This window comes from Burkholderia sp. AU30198 (assembly GCF_020419825.1).
In the GTDB taxonomy this organism is placed as follows: Bacteria; Pseudomonadota; Gammaproteobacteria; order Burkholderiales; family Burkholderiaceae; genus Burkholderia.
The window spans coordinates 248,052-263,877 of record NZ_JAIZSA010000006.1; the positions used below are offsets into that span (position 1 = coordinate 248,052).

The window sequence follows — 15,826 nt, forward strand, 5'->3', positions numbered from 1 at the left end:
CTTTTGTTTTTCCCGACATGCGCCAGATCATTCTCGATACCGAAACCACCGGCCTGAACGCCCGCACGGGCGACCGCCTCATCGAAATCGGCTGCGTCGAGCTGCTGAACCGGCGGCTCACCGGCAACAACCTGCACTTCTACGTGAACCCCGAGCGCGACAGCGATCCGGGCGCGCTGGCGGTGCACGGGCTCACGACCGAATTCCTCAGCGACAAGCCGAAATTCGCGGAAGTCGCCAACCAGATCCGCGACTTCGTGAAAGATGCCGAGCTGATCATCCACAACGCGCCGTTCGACCTTGGCTTCCTCGACGCCGAATTCGCGCGGCTCGACCTGCCGTCGTTCAGCGAGCATTGCGGCGGCGTGATCGACACGCTGGTGCAGGCCAAGCAGATGTTCCCCGGCAAGCGCAACTCGCTCGACGCACTGTGCGACCGCTTCGGCATCAGCAACGCGCACCGCACGCTGCACGGCGCACTGCTCGACTCGGAGCTGCTCGCCGAGGTGTACCTCGCGATGACGCGCGGCCAGGACAGCCTCGTGATCGACATGCTCGACGACGAAGCGGCCCACGGCGGCGCCGGCAACGGTCAGCGCGTCGCGCTGGCGTCGCTCGACCTGCCGGTGGTGGCGGCCAGCGACGACGAGCTCGCCGCGCACCAGGCGCAACTCGACGAGCTCGACAAGTCGGTCAAGGGTACCTGCGTATGGCGCAAGTCCGCCGACGCGGGCGCCGCCGAAACGGCCTGACGCACGCGGCACGCGCCGCGGCCGCGCTCACGCGCGCGGCTGCAGCGCGATGACTGCCATGCCGCCGAGCGCGAGCGCCGCGCCGGCCACATCCCAGCGGGTCAGCGCGACACCGTCGACCACCCGCAGCCAGACCAGCGCCACCGCGATATACACGCCGCCGTACGCGGCATAGGTGCGCCCCGCCGCACTCGGGTGCAGCGTCAGCAGCCACGCGAACAGCGCGAGCGACAGCGCGGCCGGCACCAGCAACCACACCGGCCGGCCCTCCTTCAGCACGAGCCACGGCAGGTAGCAGCCGACGATTTCGGCCAGCGCGGTGGCGGCGAACAGCGCCGCGATCCTCATCAGTTCGGTCATCCGGTTCCTCGTGAATTCTGCCCCCGTCGCCAGGGGCTGCACGGCCCCGCCGCGCGCCGCCGATCATACCCGAGCCACCCTCGCCGAATGCCCCGCCAGACGGGCGTTTCCCGGCAATTTGCACGATCATCCGTCATCGTGCTATCATGTCGCCTGTTTCAACATTCAATCTCTGTCTATTCGATTTCGAGAGAAGTCCGTCCGCGCGTTGCGGGCCGGCCCTTCAACCGAAATTGCACCCACAGGAAAGCCCGCCCGACAGGCCCGCTTTTCTCGTTTCGTTGCCCCTCCGGGGCGCTTGCCGGAACGCTGGACACCGTCCGCACCGGCATCTGCCGCCTGCATCACGCGGCCCATTCTTCATGAGCGCACTGTCGCGACGGCCCATCGGGCCCGCGTCGAAGCAGCCCCTTACGGCCCTTTACCGCTTTTAATGCAGTAAGTGCTTAATGGCCTGCCCCGACGCGCCGCACACGACACCGCGCTCGCAGGCAAACCGTGTCGGACGGCCCGCCCGTTCGGCGCAGTCAAAGGAGTGCATGACCTTGACCGCAACACACGTCAGCCCGACCGCTGCTTCTTCCTCCGCTTCGTCGTCCGGCGAAGCTCCGCTCGTCGCGGACGACATAACCGTCGTCGACCAGAGCCTCCTCAAGCGCGCCGTCAGCGCGATGGCCATCGGCAATGCGATGGAATGGTTCGACTTCGGCGTCTACAGCTACATCGCCGTCACGCTCGGCAAGGTGTTCTTCCCGTCCAGCAGCCCGTCCGCGCAGCTGCTCGCGACCTTCGGCACCTTCGCGGCCGCGTTCGTCGTGCGCCCGCTCGGCGGCATGGTGTTCGGCCCGCTCGGCGACCGCATCGGCCGCCAGCGCGTGCTTGCCGCCACGATGATCATGATGGCCGTCGGCACCTTTGCGATCGGCCTGATCCCCAGCTACGCATCGATCGGCATCATGGCGCCCGTGCTGCTGCTCGTCGCCCGCCTGGTGCAGGGCTTCTCGACCGGCGGCGAGTATGGCGGCGCAGCCACCTTCATCGCCGAATTCTCGACCGACAAGCGCCGCGGCTTCATGGGCAGCTTCCTCGAGTTCGGCACGCTGATCGGTTACGTGCTGGGCGCCGGTGTCGTCGCGCTGCTGACCGCGTCGCTGTCGCAGGAAGCGCTGCTGTCGTGGGGCTGGCGCGTGCCGTTCCTGATCGCCGGCCCGCTCGGCCTGATCGGTCTCTACATCCGCATGAAGCTCGAGGAAACGCCCGCGTTCAAACGCCAGGCCGAAGAGCGCGAAGCGCAGGACAAGGCCGTGCCGAAGGCGCGCTTCCGCGAAACGCTGATGCGCAACTGGCGTGCCCTGCTGCTGTGCGTCGGCCTCGTGCTGATCTTCAACGTGACCGACTACATGGTGCTGTCGTACCTGCCGAGCTTCATGTCGTCGACGCTGCACTTCGACGAATCGCACAGCCTCGTGCTCGTGCTGATCGTGATGGTGCTGATGATGCCGCTGACGCTCGCCGCCGGCCGCCTGTCCGACCGGATCGGCCGCAAGCCCGTGATGCTCGCCGGTTGTGTCGGCCTGCTCGCGCTGTCGATCCCGTCGATGATGCTGATCCATGCGGGCACCACCGCGTCGGTGTTCGGCGGCTTGCTGATCCTCGGCGTGCTGCTGTCGTGCTTTACCGGCGTGATGCCGTCGGCGCTGCCGGCGCTGTTCCCGACCGAGATCCGCTACGGCGCGCTCGCGATCGGCTTCAACGTGTCGGTGTCGCTGTTCGGCGGCACGACGCCGCTCGTCACCGCGTGGCTGGTCGACGTCACGCACAACCTGATGGTGCCCGCGTACTACATGATGGGCGCCGCCGTGATCGGCATCGTGTCGGTGGTCGCGCTCGCCGAAACCGCGCGCCAGCCGCTCAAGGGCTCGCCGCCGGCCGTCGCGACGCGCCGCGAAGCCCATCAGCTCGTGCGCCAGATGCGCGAGGAAGACGAATCGGAGATGTACGGTGTCGTGTCGCCGGCACGCGCCTGAGCGTCGCCCATGAAAAAGCCCCGGCCGAAGCCGGGGCCCGATCGAACCCGATCCGCCCGACCGGCTTGCGCCGGCCGGGCGTTTTTTCATCCATGCGCTGCGAGCGCCCTCATGCCTGCGCTTCGCAGTGGCGGCAGAAAATCAGTGCGCGCGAGCGCGACACGGCTGCCTGTGCGCCACGCGCCGCGACGATCAGCCCGACCTGACTGAGATTGAAATCGCGCTCGACCATCAACTGTGTCAGCGCGGCAAGCGGCAACACGACGGACGGGTGGAACAGGCTCGATTCGATCAGGGCTTTCATCATCGGCTCCATCAGGTAAAGCGTGATTCGATGGAGTGGATTCTAGGGACCGGCCGCTTCCGGATAAACAGCACGAATGCGAAGTCACTTGTCGGCCGCCGCGAACAATCGGCAAAGCCTTGCCTGGCAAGGCCGAGCGAGCGGCGCACAGCGACGTGGGACCGCGTCGCGCGCCGCCGCGACACCTAGACGAGCGGTGTTTCGACGAACGCCGGCAGCGCTTCCGCCCGCGCCGAATGCGCGGCCAGCGCCGGATAACGGGCCGGGTCGATCCGCGCGAGCACCGGGTAGTCGGCCGCCATGAACTGCGTGAAGCGCCATGCCACCGCGACCGTCACGTCTGACTGCAGCAGGCGCGCGCCGCCGAACCAGCGGTTCGCGGCCGCGACGAGCGGTTCCAGCGCGCCGTATGCGCCCTCGATCTGGCTCAGCACGCGCTCGAGCCACGGCGCGTGCTGCTTGTCGGACGGACGCAGCGCCTGCTCGTAGACCACCTGCACGGTTTTTTCGGCGGCCGCCAGCGCGAAGCCGACCGGCACGAGCGCGTGCAGCCGTGCATCGGCGGCATCGGGCAGCAGGCGCCGCTCGGGCGCGACCAGGTGATCGAGATAGTCGACGATCAGCGACGAGTCGATCAGCGTCGCACCGTCGCCGGTTACGAGCGTCGGCGCCTTGACGACCGGGTTGATCGCCCTGAACTGCTCGAAATGACGGAACACCGAGATCGACTCGTGTTCGAACGGGAGGTCGAGCAGCTTCGCCGAAATGGCGACACGGCGGACGAACGGGGAATCCAGCATGCCGATCAGCTTCATCGCAAACGCTCCGCTTGAGGGGAATGGGATCGACGACTGTAGCAGCGTCGCGCGGCATCGCCTAGGGCCCGTTCCCGCCGGCCACGGGCTGGCGCCTGCTCCACGAACGCGTTTGCCGAAAGGGTGGAACGTGCGCGGCCGGCCCTTGCGCCCGTGCGCTTGATGCGCATCAGCCGGACGCACGCGGGACTCACGCTGTCCGGCCACAGTGACCATAATGCAAGTTCACGCCCCTTCCACCCCAAGGTTCGCCATGTGGTATGCCCTCGTCGAGCAGCAGCGGGAATGGATGCGCGCCTGGCGCGCGGCGACACGGCACGCGTTCGACGCGTGGCCCGCGGCCACGCTGCCGCGCACCGCGTCGTCGTGCTACGACGACCTGTTCGAGCCGTTGCTCGGACCGTCGGACGGGCCGCCGCACTTCGATATCGGGTGGCCGGCCGTCGGCGAGCACGTCGTCGCGCGCACGCCGTTCTGCGACCTGCGGCGCTTCACGCACGCCGATCCGCGGCGCACGGTGCTGCTATGCGCGCCGCTAGCCGGGCACGCCGCCGTGATGATGCGGGAAACCGTCGAGACGCTGCTCGCGGACGGCGACGTCTGCGTGACCGACTGGCGCAATGCGCGCGACGTGCCGCTCGCATCGGGCCGCTTCGGGCTCGACGAGTATGTCGCGATGCTCGACGGCTTCGTCGACGGGCTCGCGCACGACGACCGGCCGCTGCATGTCGTCGCCGTGTGCCAGGCGACCGTGCCGGTGCTTGGCGCGCTCGCCCTGCGCGCCGCCCGCGGCCTCGCACTGCCCGCGAGCGTCACGCTGATCGGCGGCCCGCTCGACGCGCGCCGGAATCCGAGTGCGCTCGGCACCGCCGCCGCCGCCCATTCGCTCGACTGGTGCCACCGCCACCTGATCGACATCGTGCCGCCCGGCTTCGCAGGGCATGGCCGCCACGTATTTCCGACCTACCTGCAACAGGGCGAGATCGCGCTCGTGTACCCGCAGCGCTTCCTGACGCTGCTCGAGGCCTACGCGCTGGCCGCGTCGCGCTTCGACATGGCCGGGCTCGCCGGCGCGCGGCGGGCGCTGCTCGAATACACGGCGCTGCTCGACATGCCGGCCGAGTATTTTCTCGATACGGTCGACATCGTGTTCCAGCGCATGAGCCTCGCGAACGGCACGTGGGACGTGGGCGGCCAGCGTGTCGAGCCGGCCGCGCTGCGCGGCATCGCGCTGCTGACCGTCGAAGGTGCCTGCGACAAGGTCACGGGCGCCGGCCAGACGCATGCGGCGCTCGACCTGTGCAGCGGCCTCGCCGACGACGAGCGCTACCGCATCGACATCGACGACTGCGATCACTACGGGCTGTTTACGGGGGCGCGCTGGCACGGAGATGTCCATCCGACGCTGCAGCGCGTGTTCGCGTGGGCCGAAACCCGCCGCCCTCGCCCGCGCCGCATCAGGCGGACGTGAGTCCGCGTCAGAGCCGGGCCGCATCGAGCAGTGCGCGTACCTCGTCGTCGCTCGTCTGCTCGAAGCGCGCGTAGAACTGGCTGATCCCGAAGAACGGCAGCGGCAGCGTCACCGTGACGAACGCATCGGCCAGATCGTCGAACGCATGCCGTGTGCCCGCCGGCGCGACCGGGGCAGCCGCCACGATCCGCGCCGGGCGACGCTCGCGCAACGCCTGCAGCGCAACGCGCATCGACGCGCCGGTCGCGACGCCGTCGTCGACGACGATCGCAATGCGCCCTTCAACCGGCAGCGGCGCCGCGGCACCGCGATACAGCGCTTCGCGCCGATGCAGTTCGACCGTCTCGCGCGCGATCACGTCGGCGAGCTGTTCGCCGGACACGTTCATCGAACGGAGCACCGAACGCTGCAGATGAATCACACCGCCCGTCGCGATCGCGCCCATCGCGAGCTCGGGATCGTACGGCACGCCGAGCTTGCGCACGACCAGCACGTCGAGCGGCGCGTGCAGCGCGCAAGCGACCGGATACGCGACGGGCACGCCGCCGCGCGGCAACGCAAGCACGACGACGTCGCCACGCCCCGCGTAATCGCGCAATGCGCCGGCCAGCTGGCAGCCGGCATCGGTGCGATCGGCAAAACACTCGAACACGATCGGCTCCCTGCCGTTGCGCCGGATGCGCGAAACCCGCGCCGGCGCCTGTCAACGAGCATGGTTCATCGGCCGCGCCGATGCAAGCAGGGTCACACCGGCGCGCGTGGCGCCGAAGGAAAGGGTCAGAGGCCGCCGGCCTGCCGGTACAGCCGCCAGAACGACTGTGCATAGGATTGCGCAAGCTCGGGCGCGCGCTGGAACACGTTCACCGTCTCCGCATGGGCGGTCGCGCCCTCGGACAAAGTCGTCAGCGCGACGCTGTCGTCGACGATCACGAAGCGCGGCGCGGGATCGCCGTGCCGCGAATCGATCGCCACGTCGATACCCGACGATTTCAGGTAGCCCGCGCCGCTGTACCTGCCCGCGCGCGGCGAGCGCACGAGCACGACACGCACCTCGATCCCGCGCGAGCGGGCCGCGCGCAGCGCGCTCGCGACCGCCGGCGGCACGTGCGAATAGCCGGCCAGCAGCACGCGGCGCTGCGCCTGCCCGATCAGGTCGACGGTCGCGTCGGCCGCGGCATTGTCATACGAAAAGTATGTGCCGACCGATGCGGCATCGGACGGAATCTGGGCGGCGTGGGCGCTCGCCGCGCAGCAAAGCGCGGCGAGAAGGAAGGCGGCGGGTCTCATGGCGGGCGCCATTGTAACGACGCCAATTCGCGTGGCAAGCGCCGCCTGCGGTGCTGCTGCGCCGGCGCAACACACAGCGCAAAACCGGTGCCCGGCGAGCGGGTTACAGGCCCTTTTTCACGCCGCCGATCAGCCCGCCGCGACGCGCGCGAGCCAGCTCGCCACGCCGTCGACGGAACGGAAATCCGCGAGGCTGCGCGCCGGCAGCGCGGGATACGCTCCACTCGCCATCTCGGCCAGCGCGCGGCCGGGGCCGAGTTCGAGGAACGCGGTCGCGCCGGCCTCCACGCAGGCGGCAAGACAGGCCGCCCACTCGACCGGCTCCGCGATCTGCCGGGCGAGCTTGTCGAGGCCCGCGTCGACGTCGAGCACCGACGCGCCGTCGATCCCCGAAAACAGCCGCGTGCCGGGCAGCGGCCGCCGCACGGGCGTCGCGGCGAGCGACGCGCGAAACACCGGCACGGCCGCGGCGAGCCGGCGCGTGTGCGACGCGATCCGCACGCAGACGGGTGCGACGCGCAGCGCGCCGTCGCGCGCGGCGGCGTCGGCCACCGCATCGACATCGGCCTGCCGCCCCGCGACCACGAACGCGTCGCCGGGGTTCGCGATCGCGATCGCCGCGTCGCGGCCGTCGCACAACCGTGAGAGCTGCGCGCGCGTGAGGCCGCGCACGAACACCATCCGCTCGTCGCCGCCGCTCGCGTCATCCATCGCACGCGCACGCGCATCGGCCAGGTCGAGCGCGGCTTCCGGTTCGATCATCCCCGCGACGCTCCACGACGCGACTTCGCCGACGCTGTAGCCGGCGACGCAGCGCCGGCGCGGCCACACCGCGTCGAGCAGCGCGGCGCCGGCGAGCGCCTGGACCGTGCAGAGAATCTGCGCGGCACGGTTTTCGCGCAGTGCGTCCGGTCCGGCCTGTCGAACCCAGGTGCGCGGATCGTCGCCGAGGAGCCGGCCGGCGTGCGCGAACAGCGCGTCGGCCTGCGGCGCGGTGCCGGTCAGATCGAACATGTCGGCGCGCTGCGCGCCCTGCCCTGAACAGAGGATGGCCAGCGTCATCGCGTATCCCCATCGGCTTCGAGCGCATCGACGAAAACGCTCATCGCGAGCAGGTCGGCCGCGCCGCCCGGGCTCAGCCGCCGCGCGACGAACGCACGGTGCGCGGCGACCGCGCGCAGCCGCCAGTCGCGTGCCCGCACGCCGCCGCGTGCAACGAACGCACGGGCGGTCGCCCGCGCGAAATCGAGGCCGTCCTGTCCGCCCCGGTGCAACAGATTCGTATCGTCGAGCGCGGCGATCAGTGCGAAGCACGCATCGACGCGCGCGGCTTCCGGGTCGCCGGGCAGGTCACGCTGCGCGCGACGCAGCGCGGGCAGCCCGACCGCATAGACGGTCGTGAAACCGTCGGCCGCCTCGCGGCGCGCGCCGCCGACGCCGTAGCGGCGGCTCGCACGTTCGCCGTGGCTGTCGGGCAAACGCGGGCCGCCGAGGATATCGGTGCCCCAGCGGTGCGAGACGAACGCACCGAGCGTCATCCCGTCCGGCACGGCTCCCGGCATCGCGCGCCTCCCCGCGGCCGCACACAGCAGCCCGAGCCCGAAGATCGCGCCGCGATGCGTATTGACGCCGCCGGTCGCCGCGAGCATCGCGTGCTCGGCACGCAGGCCGATCTTGCGCAGCACGGCCATGTCCGCATCGCGTGCGCCCGCGTCGGCCAACTCGGCGAAGTACGGCCGCAGCACCGCGGCGCTGCGGGCGAACGTCGCGGCATCCATGTCCGAATGACTGCCGGTGTCGACATGACTGACGAGCCCAGGCTTCGGATAGGTCTCGATCTCGAGCACCAGGCTGCGCGCGGCCAATTCGGCGACGCGGTCGGCCTCAGACGGCGCCGCTACGCGGCAGGCAGCCCATGCGCTCATCGTGCGCCTCCGGTGAATGCGTCGGCCGGCATCAATTCGACGGCGATCGCGGTCTTGACCGCGACGTCACGCTGCCGCGCATGCAGTTCGCGCCAGTTGACGCCCGCGCCGTCGTCGCGCAGCAGTTCGCCGTCGATGCGCATCGGTGCGCGCGCGTCGATCGCCGCGAGGCCGTCGAGCAACGGCGCGATCGATGCGGCCTCCGGCAGCGGGAATACGATGTCGAGATCGGACGACGCGCCCAGGTAGCGCTCGCCCGTCAGCGCCTGCCACGCGAGGCTGCCGAACACGCGGCCCTGCACGCCGCAACGCGCGCCGAGCGCGTCGAGTTCGCGCAATGCCGGGCGCCATGCGTCGGGGGCGGCAGCAAACACGTCGGACAACGCGGGTAGCGGGCCGACCGTCGCGAGCGCGTCAGCGGCTGCGTTCAGCGCGATGCGCCGCTTGCCCGCGGAAGGCGGCAGCGGCAGGCCGAGCGGCACGCGGCCGGCATCGGCCTCGTCGGGCGACGCGCGGCGCACGATCAGCGGCCAGCCGCGCGCGGCCCACGCCTGCACGAGCGGATCGGCCGCGAGCGCCGGATCGCGCGCGAATGCCGCGCCCCACCCCGCCGCCGTCAGCGTGACGAGCGTGTGGCGGCGCAGCGGCAGCTCAGCGTGCGGCACGCGCGAGTGCCTCGACGCGCTGGGCGACATCGGCGGCAACCGGCCGGCCGCGCGCGGCGCGCCGGTCGACGCGGTCAGCCGGTTTGTCGAGCCATTCGCCGACCTGCGCGTCGAGCGCGCGGGCCGGATCGAGCACGGCGTCGACCGCGCCCATCTTCACGAGGTTGTCGAGCCCCGGCGCGAACACCGGCGTCGAACGCGACATCTCCTTCAGCACGTCGATCGGCAGCTTGGTCACGCGCGACATCGACGGCAGATCCATCACCTCCGGCTCGGCGCCCGGCACCGCGAGCAGCGTGCGCGTTGCAAGTGCGGTGGCGATGAACGCGCCCGCGGCCGTGTGGCCGTACAGCACGCCGATGGTCCGGTGCCCGGCAAGATCCGCGTGCATCAGGCACTTCGCGAGATGCGACAGCCCTTCGTTCAGGCCGAGCAGTTCGTCGCGCTTGCTCATCCGCTGGCTGTCGCTGTCGACCAGCACGAGGATCGGCGTGTCGCCGCCGCGCGCGATCGTGTCGAGCACGCGCGCCGCGAGCGTCAGCGCCTCGTCGATGCCGAACGGCAAACGCTCGGCGACGCCGATCACGTCGACGCGCGTGCCGCCCAGTTCCGCGTGGCCGGTCAGCAGGCCGCCGTGACGGGCGATCGAATGGCCTTGCGGGAACAGCGAATTCAGTACTTCATCGAGCGTCATGCGGGCTCTCCTGCAGTTGGTCCGCGAGCGCGGCGAAGGCATCGTCCTGCATCCCCGGAATCGCTTCCGGCGCCGATGCGCCCAGTGCACGCCACACGTCGAGTGCATCCTTGCACGCACCGAACCGCTCGACGCGCGCTTCGAGGCGCGCCTGTTCCGCGCGCAGCATCGCCGCATCGAACGTCGGCGCACGGCCGATCAGTTCAAGCGCCGCCGCTCGGAACGCGTCCGGCGTGTCGGCCACGTAGCGATCCGCGCCGCCGATCAGCCGCCGGTGCTTGCCGCCCATCGTGCGCCAGATCAGCGCGCGGTCCTTCGCATCGAATTCCTCGACGCCGCGATTGGTCTCGATCACTTCGGGGCCCGACACGCTGATGCGGCCCTGCTCCGACACCGCGAGCGCCGAGCAGCACGCGGCGAGCAACCCGCCGCCGCCATAGCAGCCCGCACGCCCGCCGATCAGCCCGATCACCGGCACGCCGGCCGCTCGCGCTTCGACGAGCGCGCGCATGATCTCGGCAATCGCGAGTTCGCCGGCATTCGCTTCCTGCAGCCGCACGCCACCCGTATCGAACAGGATCAGCACCGGCTTGCCGGTTTCGCGCGCCGCACGCAGCAGCCCGGTGAGCTTCGCGCCGTGCACCTCGCCGAACGCGCCGCCCATGAAGCGGCCTTCCTGCGCGGCAACGAACACCGGCTGGCCGTCGAGCCGGCCGTGGCCGACCACCATCCCGTCGTCGAACTGCTGCGGCAGGTCGAACAACGGCAGGTGCGGGCTCGTCACACGCTCGGCGGGACCAAGGAATTCGCTGAAACTGCCCGCGTCGAGCAGCCCGTCGACGCGCTGCCGTGCCGACGCTTCGTACCAGCTCGCGCCATTCGCGACGAACGCGGGCGTGTCGTGATCCGAGCGGAGATCGACGTCGTTCGGCGCCTCCCGACGGGCCGCCCCCAGGGAGGCTCCCGCCCCCTCGGGGGGCAGCGAGCGAATGTGAGCGTGGGGGTTGTTCATCAAGCGTCTCCTTCGATTGCCCGCACCGCCTGCGCGAGCCGCAGCGACACCATGTCGGGCCGCGCGCCGCCGTCGTTGATCGACAGCTTCAGGCCGCCCGGCGTGCGCCGCTCGACGAAATCCGACACGACGGCCTGCCACACCGCGCCAAACCCGACCGCCGCGGTGCGAATGTCGATCTCGCATTCGTTGCCCGGCAGCACGCGCTCGACGAGCACTTCGAGATTGCCGGATGCCACCACGCCGACGAGCGCCGCGGCCTGCTCGCCCTTCGCGCGTTCGCGCGCGGTGAAGCGATAGTTCAACTGTTCCATGCCCTCTTCCTCACCAGTTGCGGAACCGGGCCGGCGGCGCATAGAGGCCGCCCGACCAGTGCACGAGATCCTTGATCGAACGCGCGGCGAGCCAGCGGCGATCGGCGTCGAGCGGATCGATGCCGAGATCCTCCGGGCGGCGGATCACGCCGCGTTCGCGCAGCCGCTCGACCATCTTCCGGTCGCGGCCGCGGCCGATCTCGGTATAGCCGGCGACGCCGCGGATCGCATGCTCGCGTTCGTCCTTGTCGCGGCACATCAGCAGATTGGCGATCCCTTCCTCGGTGACGATGTGCGTGACGTCGTCGCCATAGACCATGATCGGCGCGAGGTCGAGCTGCAGCTTGTCGGCAAGCTTCAGCGCGTCGAGCTTCTCGACGAACATCGGCACGTTCTTGTCGCCGAACGTCTCGCCGATCTGCACGACGAGCTTGCGGCCGCGCCTGAGCGCCGCCGGCGTGTCGGGGTCGGCTTCCGCGCCGGCCTTCAGCCACGGCTCGCTCGGATGGCGCCGGCCGCGCGCGTCGCTGCCCATGTTCGGCGCGCCGCCGAAGCCGGCAATGCGCTCGGCCGTGACCGTCGACGAATGCCCCGACAGGTCGATCTGCAGCGTCGAGCCGATGAACATGTCGCACGCGTAGAGCCCGGCCGTCTGGCAGAACGCGCGGTTCGAGCGCAGCGACCCGTCGGGGCCCGTGAACCAGATGTCGGAACGCGCACGGATGTAGTCGTCCATCCCGACTTCCGAGCCGAAGCAGTGGATCTGCTCGACCCAGCCCGACTCGATCGCGGGAATCAGCGTCGGGTGCGGATTGAGCGCCCAGTGCGAGCAGACCTTGCCCTTCAGCCCGAGCTTCTCGCCGTAGGTCGGCAGCAGCAGCTCGATCGCGGCCGTGTTGAAGCCGATCCCGTGGTTCAGGCGCTTGACGCCGTACGGCTCGTAGATGCCCTTGATCGCGAGCATCGCGGTGAGGATCTGCGTTTCGGTGATCGCCGCCGGATCGCGCGTGAACAGCGGCTCGACGTAGAACGGCCGGCCGGCCTCGACGACGAAATGCACGCGGTCGCCCGGGATGTCGACGCGCGGCACCTTGTCGACGATGCGGTCGACCTGCGCGATCACGATGCCGTCCTTGAACGCGGTGGCCTCGACGACGGTCGGCGTATCTTCGGTGTTCGGGCCGGTGTACAGGTTGCCGTCGCGATCGGCGCTGACCGCGGCGATCAGCGCAACCTGCGGCGTGAGGTCGATGAAGTAGCGCGCAAACAGCTCGAGATAGGTGTGTACCGCACCGAGCGCGATCTTGCCGCCAAACAGCAGCTTCGCGATCCGCTGCGACTGCGGGCCTGAATACGCGAAGTCGAGGCGCTTCGCGATGCCGCGCTCGAACACGTCGAGATGCTCGGGCAACACGACGCCCGACTGCACCATATGCAGGTCGTGGATCTTCGCACTGTCGACGTCGGCCAGCGCCGTCGCGAGCATGTCGGCCTGCTTCTGGTTGTCGCCTTCGAGGCAGACGCGGTCGCCGGGCCGCAGCACCGCTTCAAGCAACGCGACGGTGTCGCGCGCATCGACCCGCTTGCCCTGCGCGTAAACCGCGCCGGCCGCGAGGCGTGCATCGCGCGCCTGCCGCGCGTGATTCCATCCCGTCATGAACAGTTCTCCCGCTTCGATGGTTCAGCGGCATTCTAAGCCTGGCGCCGCCGCCGATTGATGATGTTGACGAATGCGACTCAGAGGACGCCGCGATGGATGCGGCCCGCGCACGGGCCGCCCATTGTCCGGGCCTACCCGCCGACCAGCGCGCGCGTCGTGAAGAACAGCAGCGACGGGCCGAGCAGGCAACCGACGCCCGTATGGAACGTCGCGACCAGCGCGCCGTACGGGACGAGCCGGCGGTCGGTCGCGGCGAGCCCCGCGCTCACGCCGCTGACGGTGCCGGCCAGGCCGCCGAAGATCATCGCCGAACGCGGCGTCTTCAGGCCCATGAAATTGGCCGCGACCGGCGTGCCGACCATCACGATGATCGCCTTCACGAGCCCCGTCGCGATGCTGAGCGCGATCACGTCGGAGCTTGCGCCGATCGCCGCGCCCGTCACGGGCCCGACGATGTAGGTGACGGCGCCCGCGCCGATGGTCGTCATGCTGACCGCGTCGGTGTAGCCGAACGCGCGCGCGATGCACGCGCCGACGATGAACGGCAGCACGGTGCCGAGCAGCAGCGACACGACGCCGACGAGACCGGCCTTGCGCGCCTCGGTCGGCTGCACTTCGAACGCGGTCGCGACGATCGCGAAATCGCGCAGCATCGCGCCGCCCATCAGGCCGACGCCCGCGAACAGCGGCACGTCGGCAATCCCCTTCTCGCCGCCGGTGAAAGCGCCGCCGACGTAAGCCAGCGCAAGACCGATCACGATCGCGATCGCGGAGCCGTGCACGCGGCCGAACGTGAGCTTGCGCGACGCAATCGACGACAGCCACATGATCAGGCCGACCAGCGCGAACGACGCGACGAGCCCGTTGTGGGCGACGGTTTTTTCGAGCATCTGCAGCATGGCGGCCTCCGTTACTGTTCTTCGAATTGAGGCACGCCCGCGAAGGCCGTGTCGTCGCGCCCGGTGCGCACGAGTACCGCGATGCAGCATGCGCAGATCGCGACCGCGCCAACGGCGGCCAGCAGCGCGACGGGGCCGCCCTTCAGCGCGGCGACGACGTTCTGGTTCGCGGCCATCGCAACGACGACGGGGATGTACATCGCACCCCAGAAACCGACGCCGGCTTCGGTCTCCTTCGGCAGCCAGCCGCGGCGGTGCAGCCACAGGCGCAGGCAGATCAGCAGCAGCATCGCGATGCCGACGCCGCCGACGTTGGTCTTCACGCCGATCGCGCTGCCAAGCAGGTCGCCGAGGAACAGTCCGGCCAAGTGGCAGAACGCCAGCAGCGCGGTTCCGTAGATGATCATGAGTCGTCTCCAGTCTCTTCGTGACGGGCGCCGGACGCATGCAGGAACCGGCCCCGCACGCCGATGCCGTGCGCGGACTTGTCTCCTGCGGCGGTGCGCCGCGGCCCGGCGGCCCGTCTTGCGGGCGCGTTCTCGGGCGGTCGATGGGATGATGCGGTTTCGGGCCGGACGCCGGATGCCGTAGACTGAATGAAGCAGCCGCCGGCACGACGCGGGCTACGCGTCCGGTGCGCCCCGTTGCGGGCCGCACCGGGGCGTGATCCGATACTAGCGCCGCAATATCCGGCCATTTATGAAGTTGTCGAAACCGATTCAGTGGATTTAGCAATGCGTCCGTTACCGCCCGAGCTGCTGCGCAGCTTCGTCGCCGTTGCCCAGTCCGGCAGCTTCACCGCCGCGTCCGAGCGCGTGAACCTGTCGCAGTCGACCGTCAGCCAGCACATCCGCCGCCTCGAGGAGCTGCTCGACCGGCCGCTGTTCGAACGCGACACGCGCAACGTGCACCTGTCGCAGCACGGCGACGCGCTGTTCCGCTACGCGGTGCGCATCCTCGAACTGATGGACGAGGCCGTCACGTCGGTGTGCGGGCCGCCGCTGTCGGGCAAGGTGCGGCTCGCGATGTCGGAGGATTTCGCGTCGGCGCATCTGACGGCCGCGCTCGCGAGCTTCGTGCAGCGCAATCCGGACGTCGAGCTCGCGATCGCGACCGGGCTGTCGGGCGACCTGTTCGACGCGCTCGACGAAGGGCGGCACGATCTCGTGTTCGCGAAGCGCATCGCGGGCAGCCGGCGCGGCCGCGTGATCCGCAGCGAGCCGCTGTACTGGTGCACCGGCCCCGATTCGAGGATCACCGGCCACGAGACCGTATTACCGCTCGCGATGCATCCGGAGCCGAGCGTGTCGCGCCGCCGCGTGCTCGAATCGCTCGAGGCCGTCGGGCGGCCGTACCGGATCGCGGTCGTGAGCAGCAGCGTCGCGGTGTTGCGCGCCGCGGCAAGCGCGGGGCTCGGCGTCAGCGCGTTCGCCGGCTACGTGATTCCGGCCGGGCTCGCGCGGCTCGACGCGGGGTTGCCCGAACTCGGCGAACTCGAATACGTGATCGACCGGCCGGCGGCCGCGTCGCGTTCGACGCTCGCACTCGAAGCGACGCTGATCGCGGCGGCGTCGGAGTTGTAACCGCATCGGGCGCGACCCACGCAGGGACGATCGCGCCTGGTGCCCGCGCCCGCAACTG

18 protein-coding genes are annotated in these 15,826 nt (G+C 70.1%); 4 read left to right on the forward strand and 14 right to left on the reverse strand.

Annotation, left to right across the window (positions count from 1 at the left end):
* The first annotated feature begins 17 nt into the window (after positions 1-17).
* Entirely contained in the window at positions 18-752 is a 735-nt protein-coding gene (gene dnaQ / locus LGN19_RS16020) for a DNA polymerase III subunit epsilon (protein WP_226215868.1), read from the forward strand.
* Between the two features lie 27 nt (positions 753-779).
* Here dnaQ and LGN19_RS16025 read toward each other — a convergent pair whose 3' ends face one another.
* Complete coding sequence (locus LGN19_RS16025) at positions 780-1,112, reverse strand: YnfA family protein (protein ID WP_122944979.1); 333 nt, start codon at positions 1,110-1,112, stop codon at positions 780-782.
* Positions 1,113-1,651: 539 nt separating this feature from the next.
* Between LGN19_RS16025 and proP the strand changes: the two genes are divergently transcribed.
* Entirely contained in the window at positions 1,652-3,139 is a 1,488-nt protein-coding gene (gene proP, locus LGN19_RS16030) for a glycine betaine/L-proline transporter ProP (protein ID WP_226215870.1), read from the forward strand.
* Positions 3,140-3,248: 109 nt separating this feature from the next.
* On the opposite strand, the gene LGN19_RS16035 is transcribed toward proP, so the two are convergent.
* Positions 3,249-3,455, reverse strand: coding sequence for a hypothetical protein (locus LGN19_RS16035; protein ID WP_226215872.1), 207 nt, complete (start codon positions 3,453-3,455; stop codon positions 3,249-3,251).
* 173 nt (positions 3,456-3,628) lie between these two features.
* A complete protein-coding gene (locus tag LGN19_RS16040; protein ID WP_226215874.1) occupies positions 3,629-4,258 on the reverse strand; it encodes a glutathione S-transferase family protein in 630 nt (209 codons plus the stop codon).
* 253 nt (positions 4,259-4,511) lie between these two features.
* On the opposite strand from LGN19_RS16040, the gene LGN19_RS16045 reads away from it, so the two are divergent.
* Positions 4,512-5,729, forward strand: coding sequence for a polyhydroxyalkanoate depolymerase (locus LGN19_RS16045; RefSeq protein WP_226215876.1), 1,218 nt, complete (start codon positions 4,512-4,514; stop codon positions 5,727-5,729).
* Positions 5,730-5,736: 7 nt separating this feature from the next.
* On the opposite strand, the gene LGN19_RS16050 is transcribed toward LGN19_RS16045, so the two are convergent.
* The 11 genes from LGN19_RS16050 to madL form a co-directional block, all read right to left on the reverse strand.
* A complete protein-coding gene (locus LGN19_RS16050; protein WP_122944976.1) occupies positions 5,737-6,381 on the reverse strand; it encodes a phosphoribosyltransferase in 645 nt (214 codons plus the stop codon).
* A 125-nt stretch (positions 6,382-6,506) separates the two neighbouring features.
* Entirely contained in the window at positions 6,507-7,028 is a 522-nt protein-coding gene (locus tag LGN19_RS16055) for a phospholipase D-like domain-containing protein (protein WP_226215878.1), read from the reverse strand.
* A 117-nt stretch (positions 7,029-7,145) separates the two neighbouring features.
* Positions 7,146-8,078, reverse strand: coding sequence for an acyltransferase domain-containing protein (locus LGN19_RS16060; protein ID WP_122944974.1), 933 nt, complete (start codon positions 8,076-8,078; stop codon positions 7,146-7,148).
* Positions 8,075-8,941 carry a triphosphoribosyl-dephospho-CoA synthase MdcB gene (gene mdcB, locus LGN19_RS16065; RefSeq protein ID WP_226215880.1) on the reverse strand — a complete coding sequence of 289 codons (867 nt, stop codon included), beginning with the start codon at positions 8,939-8,941 and terminating at the stop codon, positions 8,075-8,077. The genes LGN19_RS16060 and mdcB overlap by 4 nt, the downstream gene beginning before the upstream one ends.
* Entirely contained in the window at positions 8,938-9,606 is a 669-nt protein-coding gene (gene mdcG / locus LGN19_RS16070; protein ID WP_226215882.1) for a malonate decarboxylase holo-[acyl-carrier-protein] synthase, read from the reverse strand. The genes mdcB and mdcG overlap by 4 nt, the downstream gene beginning before the upstream one ends.
* The gene (gene mdcE, locus LGN19_RS16075) at positions 9,593-10,300 is read right to left on the reverse strand and encodes a biotin-independent malonate decarboxylase subunit gamma (RefSeq protein ID WP_122944971.1); all 708 of its coding nucleotides are present in this window, start codon (positions 10,298-10,300) and stop codon (positions 9,593-9,595) included. Before mdcE ends, mdcG begins: the two co-directional genes overlap by 14 nt.
* Positions 10,287-11,312, reverse strand: coding sequence for a biotin-independent malonate decarboxylase subunit beta (locus tag LGN19_RS16080; RefSeq protein WP_226215883.1), 1,026 nt, complete (start codon positions 11,310-11,312; stop codon positions 10,287-10,289). Before LGN19_RS16080 ends, mdcE begins: the two co-directional genes overlap by 14 nt.
* Complete coding sequence (gene mdcC, locus LGN19_RS16085; protein ID WP_006485317.1) at positions 11,312-11,626, reverse strand: malonate decarboxylase acyl carrier protein; 315 nt, start codon at positions 11,624-11,626, stop codon at positions 11,312-11,314. The genes LGN19_RS16080 and mdcC overlap by 1 nt, the downstream gene beginning before the upstream one ends.
* Before the next feature lie 10 nt (positions 11,627-11,636).
* Positions 11,637-13,283 carry a malonate decarboxylase subunit alpha gene (gene mdcA / locus LGN19_RS16090; protein ID WP_226215887.1) on the reverse strand — a complete coding sequence of 549 codons (1,647 nt, stop codon included), beginning with the start codon at positions 13,281-13,283 and terminating at the stop codon, positions 11,637-11,639.
* 134 nt (positions 13,284-13,417) lie between these two features.
* Positions 13,418-14,185 carry a malonate transporter subunit MadM gene (gene madM, locus LGN19_RS16095; protein ID WP_122944969.1) on the reverse strand — a complete coding sequence of 256 codons (768 nt, stop codon included), beginning with the start codon at positions 14,183-14,185 and terminating at the stop codon, positions 13,418-13,420.
* Between the two features lie 11 nt (positions 14,186-14,196).
* Positions 14,197-14,592 (reverse strand): malonate transporter subunit MadL, encoded by a 396-nt coding sequence (gene madL / locus LGN19_RS16100; RefSeq protein WP_034186756.1) that lies wholly within the window; start codon positions 14,590-14,592, stop codon positions 14,197-14,199.
* Between the two features lie 327 nt (positions 14,593-14,919).
* On the opposite strand from madL, the gene LGN19_RS16105 reads away from it, so the two are divergent.
* Positions 14,920-15,768, forward strand: coding sequence for a LysR substrate-binding domain-containing protein (locus LGN19_RS16105; RefSeq protein ID WP_122944968.1), 849 nt, complete (start codon positions 14,920-14,922; stop codon positions 15,766-15,768).
* Positions 15,769-15,826 lie beyond the last annotated feature (58 nt).